Genomic DNA, 5,959 nt, shown 5'->3' on the forward strand with positions numbered 1-5,959 from the left:
CAGCTATAGGCTCAGAGAGTACTTGCTCTCCGAGTGAGGACAGCTTAGCTAGGTATTGCTCCATCTAACTTCGTCTCCAGTCCTTCCTTACTCGTACTCCACGAGGTCCTTACCGATGTCGTGCCGGTAGTACATATCATCAAAGCAGGTCATCATCATCCGCTCATAGGCTCTCTTCCGAGCCCGCATGATCCCTCGATCCAGTGCGGTGACGGCAAAGACACGTCCGCCGCAAGAGTGGACGTCTCGCCCACTACCGGTGGTCCCGGAGTGGAAGACGATCGAGCTGTCGCTGTCGTCACCGTAGATAATAACCTGTGCGCCCTTGGCGTAGCTCTCGGGATAGCCCTTCATCGCCGCCACGACCGTGAGTGCTGTCTCCTCGATCTCGCCGGGATCCTCGGTGTCGGCTAAACTCTGATCTCGGAGGGCGAGCAGCGAGGGGACTAAGTCGCCCGCAATCCTCGGCATGACAGCCTGAGTCTCGGGGTCGCCCATGCGGCAATTGTACTCGATGACGTAGGGGTCGCCGTCCTGATTCATCAGACCGAAGTAGAGGAACCCTCGGTAGTCGATCTCATCCTCAGCAAGACCGCGGATTGTGGGCTCGATGATCCTCTCCTTCACCTTCGTCATAAATTCATCGTCGATAAAGGGAACCGGCGAGACGGCACCCATACCGCCTGTATTGAGTCCCGTATCTCCCTCTCCGATGCGCTTGTAGTCCTTTGCCGTCGGCAGGACGCGGTAGCTCTTGCCATCGGTGAGGACGAAGACGGAGCACTCTATACCGGTAAGACAGGTCTCTATGAGGATCGTATCGGCCGAGTGGCCAAACTTCCCCCCGAGCATGCTGTCCAGCCCCTCCTCTGCCTCCTCAAGGGTCTGGCAGATCAGCACGCCCTTCCCCGCTGCTAGGCCGTCCGCCTTAAGGACATAGGGGGCTCTCTCTTCATGGCGAAGGTAGTCCAGCGCCGCCTCCCGCTCGTCGGAGGTAAAGGAGCGGTACTTGGCTGTCGGGATGCCGTGCTTCTGCATAAAGGCCTTGGCGAAGTCCTTACTCCCCTCCATTTGCGCCGCCTCTCGTGTGGGGCCGACGATGTGGAGGTCGCTCAGCTCCGGTCGAGCCAGCAGCTGATCCACCAGTCCACCCACTAAGGGCTGCTCCGGACCGACGACAAGCAGTTCGACAGACTCTTTGGTCAGATAGTCTGCAACTGCATCGGCATCATTGATGTCGAGATCGGTATTCCTTGTTTTGGGAAAGGATCCTGCATTCCCCGGTGCGATGATCACCTCACTGACCAGTGGGCTCTTGGCTATCTTCCAGGCGATCGCTTGCTCCCGTCCGCCGGAGCCGAGTACTAATGCTTTCATATCACTTGTTCTATTGTATTTTACTTGAGGAAGTCGTCGAAGTAGCGACTGATAACGGTATTGAGATGAACCCGATCCGGACCGAGGACATTGTGTTCGTGATTGGGGTAGACCATATAGTCCGGGTAGGTACGGGCGGCGATGCAGGCGTTGAGGAAGGTCTGAGAGTTTTGCCACACCACTACCGGGTCGACCCCGCCATGGATCAGGAGAAGTCTCCCCCGCAGATCCTTGGCTCGGTCGGAGAGACGCGAAGCGGCGTAGCCGTCGGGATTCTCCTGCGGGGTATCCATATAGCGCTCCCCGTACATAATCTCGTAGAAAGCCCAGTCGATCACCGGACCGCCGGCGACACCGACCTTGAAAGTGTCCCCGTGGGTCAGCATCAGGTTTGTGGTCATGAAGCCACCGAAGCTCCAGCCGTAGACGCCGAGTCGGTCGGTATCGACATAGGGCAGGGAGGAGAGGAACTTCACCCCCTCCATCTGATCTGCCATCTCTGCCTTGCCCAGCTGACGGTGTATGATGCTCTCGAAGGCCATGCCGCGATTGTCTGACCCGCGACCGTCCACCGTAAAGACGATGTACCCCTGCTCAGCCATGTAATTGTCCCAGTTGTATCTTAGGCTCCGCCAGCTATCCGTCACCAGCTGTGCATGAGGACCTCCATAGACGTAGACGATCGTCGGATACTTCTTCCCTTCCTCGAGAGTGGCGGGTAGGGTCATTTTGTAGTATAGATCGGTCACGCCATCTGCTGACTTGATCGTCCCCAGCCTGACTTCCGGTCGGCGAGCAATATCACTCGGCACCTCGCACTTCTTGAGCAGATGCGATCGCACTGCCTTCTTTCCTAAGTCAATGATCCGAACCTCTCCGGGGGTGTCCTTGGAGCTAAAGAGGTCGTACGCTGTCGTGAAGTCCGCAGACAGACTGCAGGAGTGCCATCCCCGCTCTGGCGTGATGGCGGTCATCTTGCCGCTCGCAAGCGCTACCCGATAGAGTGCCTGACCCATTGGATAGCTTTCGTTGCCGAGGAAGTAAGCGTAGCGATCATCGGGCGAGATTCCATAGAGCGACTTGACCTCCCACTCCCCCTTGGTGAGCTGACGGATCAGCTTGCCGTCCTTTGTGCGATAGAGGTAAAGGTGACGGTAGCCATCGATTCGGCTGGAGCGGACAAACGACCTGCCGTCACTGGTGAAAGCGATGGGCTGCAGCGGCTCGATGTATCTCTCGTTGCGCTCCGTCAGCACGGTCCGTAGCGGTAGACCGCTCTCCACACTATATTCCACCAGGTTGCACTCGTCCTGAGACCGCTTCACCTCATCGATGTAGAGGCTTTTCTCGTCCGGAGCCCAGGAGAGGTTGGTGAAGTACCTGTCTGTCGGCTCACCTGTGGCGAGGTAGTGGATGGAGCCATCGGTCGTGTCGTAGATGCCTACGGTCGTATGCTGAGTGCCTTGCCCTGTCATCGGGTACTTCAGGGGGTCACTCTCCGCTATCGGGCGATGGATCCGGACGATCGGATAGTCCGTCACCTCCGTCTGGTCGATGCGGTAGAAGGCGAAGTACCTGCCGCTCGGGGAGAAGAAGATGCCCGACTCGATCCCAAACTCGTTTCGCGCTGCCGGCATGCCGTACACAATATCGTGCGATGAGTCGCTTACCAGTTCCCGTGGCTCAGCCGCACCGCTCTCCAGCAGCGCTATCGTCTCACCGTCCGAGAGGACGATGTAGGAGGCTCCGGGTGCCACGTGTAGATGCTGCCACCGCTTCGTGTCGTACGCAAAGTGCTTGGCGACGGATCTGGACTTCAGGTCGATGAAGTCAATGCCCCTCTCCGAGGTGCGAGACAAGTACTCACCTTTTCCGTACACCGTCAGCCAGGGAAGTGCCTTGACCGGGGCATTGTCGATCTGTGACCACTCTTGCAGCGTCAGGAGATCGGTCTCACGACCGGACTTGTCCACCAGCTTGAGTCCCTCCTTGTCATAGGTGACCACGCCATCGCCGATGATCCCGCAGATCGTCGGTGTGGAGGGCTGGTGACTCCAGTAGGTTCGCCCGCCGGGAGTGACATCATCCAGCGTCAGTGGCTCGACGGTCTGCGCCTGTAGCAGGTGGCAGCCGGCGATTAGGGATAGAAGAAAAAGGTAAGTCTTGGTACTCATTTTATTTCTATATGTACTCATATGTAATATGCAAAGGACAATCGCAACGGAGAGGTTCCTCGGATCGATGTCGGTATGAGAGAAAACTAATACCGATATTAGTGATCACTAATACCGATATTAGTTGTCACTAATACCGGTAAAAGAAATCACCCCGATGGGGACGGACATTTTCGTCATGATCCACTACTGTCTCCCTTATGCGTTAGCTCAGTGTAAATGTACCAAAAGAAGTCTGATTATGCTCCCTCCGTAGCCTCCCAGGTCGTTGGGTAGATCCTCTCTCGCCCCTTCAGTAGGTAATAGCCGCCGGCGAGGGTACCCTTGAGGATGCAGGTGATGCAGATCGTCCACCATAGGCAGGCGATGCCGCCGAAGAAGTGGAGAAGCGCAAGTGCCAGAGGGATGCGGAGAAGGTTGCAGCCGATGCTGATTGCAGAGGGGGGCAGTGGACGCCGCATGCCGTAGAAGAAACCCTGGAAGCAGACCTCGATCATCATAAAGATCTGCGCCCAGGCATCGATCCTGAGGTACTCCGCTCCGGATGCGATGCCGTGAGGGTCGTTGGGGATAATGAGTGAGAAGAGGAATGACCCGCCGAAGTAATTGATCAGCGTCCCGATGATCCCGAAGAAGAGACAGAGCCATAGGGTAAATCTCAGCCCCTCCCGGATCCGGTCGTACCTGGCTGCACCGTAGTTTTGCGACACAAAGCTGGAGAGCGACGTGGAGAATCCCTGTCCCGCATTCCACGTGATCCCCTCCAGCTGTCCCCCGATCGTCAGCGTCATTACACCCGTTGCACCCCCTGCGGAGGAGGCGAAGCGTCCGAGGATAAGGTTGATCACTGCCAGGAATGCATTCATCAGCGCTGCAGGTACACCCAGTCTGAGGATCGTCTGTGTGGTTCGACCGGACAGCTTACGGATCATCCGGAAGTCTCCCAGGAGTCGGTCCCTATACTTCATCTGGATGAGGAGGAGCGACATCAGGATCGCCTGAGAGATGATCGTGGCAAGTGCGGCTCCGCGTATGCCGAGACCGAGGACAAAGATCAGTATAGGGTCGAGGAGCATATTGAGCCCCAGGCCGATTACATTGACCACAAAGGGGATCTTGGAGAGTCCGGAGGCGTTGTAGATGCCGATGAAGGCATTGCTGAGGAATATGAAGGGGAAGCCGAGTGCGCAGATCCTCAGGTAGTCTGTCGCATACCGATCCACGGGCGCCTCCAGTCCATAAAACCCAATGAAGGACTCCGTGAAGAGGGCAAAGACGAGCGCCGTCGTGAGACCGAGGTAGAGCGCCAGCGTGATATTGTGCGCGGCAAAGTCCGCCGCTGCACTCTCGTCCTTTCGCCCGATCCCATTTGCCACAGTCACCTCTGCCCCCACCTTCGTAATGAGTGTGAAGCAGGTGACAAGCCAGGTAAATATCGATGCTGCTCCGGAGGCGGCTACCGTCTGGCTGCTCAGCCGTCCCAACCACGCCATATCGACGAAGCTGTAGAGCATCAGGGTAAATGAGCTCCCCAGGATCGGTAGCGCCAGCGCTACGATCTGCTTACCGATAGATCCGTCGGTGAGATCCTTTGCCTCTCTCATTAGTGACTAAGAGAGTGGCTTAAGAGTGGAGAGCATGCCACACGCGGCATCTATGTCCTGGCCGCGGGACCGGCGTATCGTGGCGATGACACCGTGGGCATTGAGGTACTCTGCGAAGCGCTCGATCACCGCCCGGTCCGAGGCGTGATAGGGTAGTCCGTCGATCGGATGGTAGGGGATCAGATTGACCCGGGATCGGAGAGGACGGATCAGCTCCACCAGTGCCTTAGCATGGCGGAGGTCGTCATTGAGCTCGCCGAAGACGATGTACTCAAAGGAGAGCCTCCTCTGACCGGTGAAGTCGTACTTACCCAAGGTCTCGATTACCTCCTCGATGGGAAAGAGCCCCTCCACAGGCATTATCTCCGCCCGCTCCTCGGGGAACGGGCTGTGTAGACTAACGGCCAGATTGGCCCGCTGCTCATCGAGGAAGCGGGTCAGCCCGACCCGAGGACCTACTGTGCTGACTGTGATCCTCTTCGGACTCCAGGCAAGTCCATAGTCGGAGGTCATGATCTCCAGGACGGAGGCGACCACCTTGTAGTTATCCAGTGGCTCGCCCATGCCCATGAAGACGACGTTGGTGAGGGCGTCAGAGTGGGGCACACTTAGTACCTGATTAATCACATCGGCTGCGGTGAGATGCCCGTGGAATCCCATCTGCCCTGTGGCGCAGAAGCGGCACCCCATCCGACAGCCCACCTGTGAGGAGATGCAGAGCGTCGCCCGACCATCCTCCTCAGGGATATAGACGGTCTCAAAGGTCTGCTCCGGACGGTCCAGCTTGCGGAAGAGGTACTTCTC

General features: G+C 57.5%; 4 protein-coding genes. All 4 read right to left on the minus strand.

The genetic code is table 11. The annotated features are described in order from the left end of the window. Nucleotides 1-87 precede the first annotated feature (87 nt). On the minus strand, nucleotides 88-1,377 hold the full coding sequence (gene purD / locus Q0F21_RS04815) for a phosphoribosylamine--glycine ligase (RefSeq protein WP_297237899.1): 1,290 nt from the start codon (nucleotides 1,375-1,377) through the stop codon (nucleotides 88-90). A 20-nt stretch (nucleotides 1,378-1,397) separates the two neighbouring features. Next, nucleotides 1,398-3,551: a DPP IV N-terminal domain-containing protein gene (locus Q0F21_RS04820; RefSeq protein ID WP_297237901.1), complete on the minus strand. Its 2,154-nt coding sequence runs from the start codon at nucleotides 3,549-3,551 to the stop codon at nucleotides 1,398-1,400. Between the two features lie 239 nt (nucleotides 3,552-3,790). Continuing rightward, nucleotides 3,791-5,155, minus strand: coding sequence for an MATE family efflux transporter (locus tag Q0F21_RS04825; RefSeq protein WP_297237903.1), 1,365 nt, complete (start codon nucleotides 5,153-5,155; stop codon nucleotides 3,791-3,793). Between the two features lie 6 nt (nucleotides 5,156-5,161). After that, the coding region (rlmN, locus tag Q0F21_RS04830; protein ID WP_297237905.1) for a 23S rRNA (adenine(2503)-C(2))-methyltransferase RlmN at nucleotides 5,162-5,959 on the minus strand (798 nt) is incomplete at its 5' end.

The sequence above is a fragment of the uncultured Porphyromonas sp. genome (assembly GCF_934359325.1).
Lineage (GTDB): Bacteria > Bacteroidota > Bacteroidia > Bacteroidales > Porphyromonadaceae > Porphyromonas_A.

Bases quoted from the DNA above. Each gene is read 5' to 3' on its own strand.
- purD (WP_297237899.1), bottom strand. From the start codon at position 1,377: ATGAAAGCATTAGTACTCGGCTCCGGCGGACGGGAGCAAGCGATCGCC.
- Q0F21_RS04820 (WP_297237901.1), bottom strand. From the start codon at position 3,551: ATGAGTACCAAGACTTACCTTTTTCTTCTATCCCTAATCGCCGGCTGC.
- Q0F21_RS04825 (WP_297237903.1), bottom strand. From the start codon at position 5,155: ATGAGAGAGGCAAAGGATCTCACCGACGGATCTATCGGTAAGCAGATC.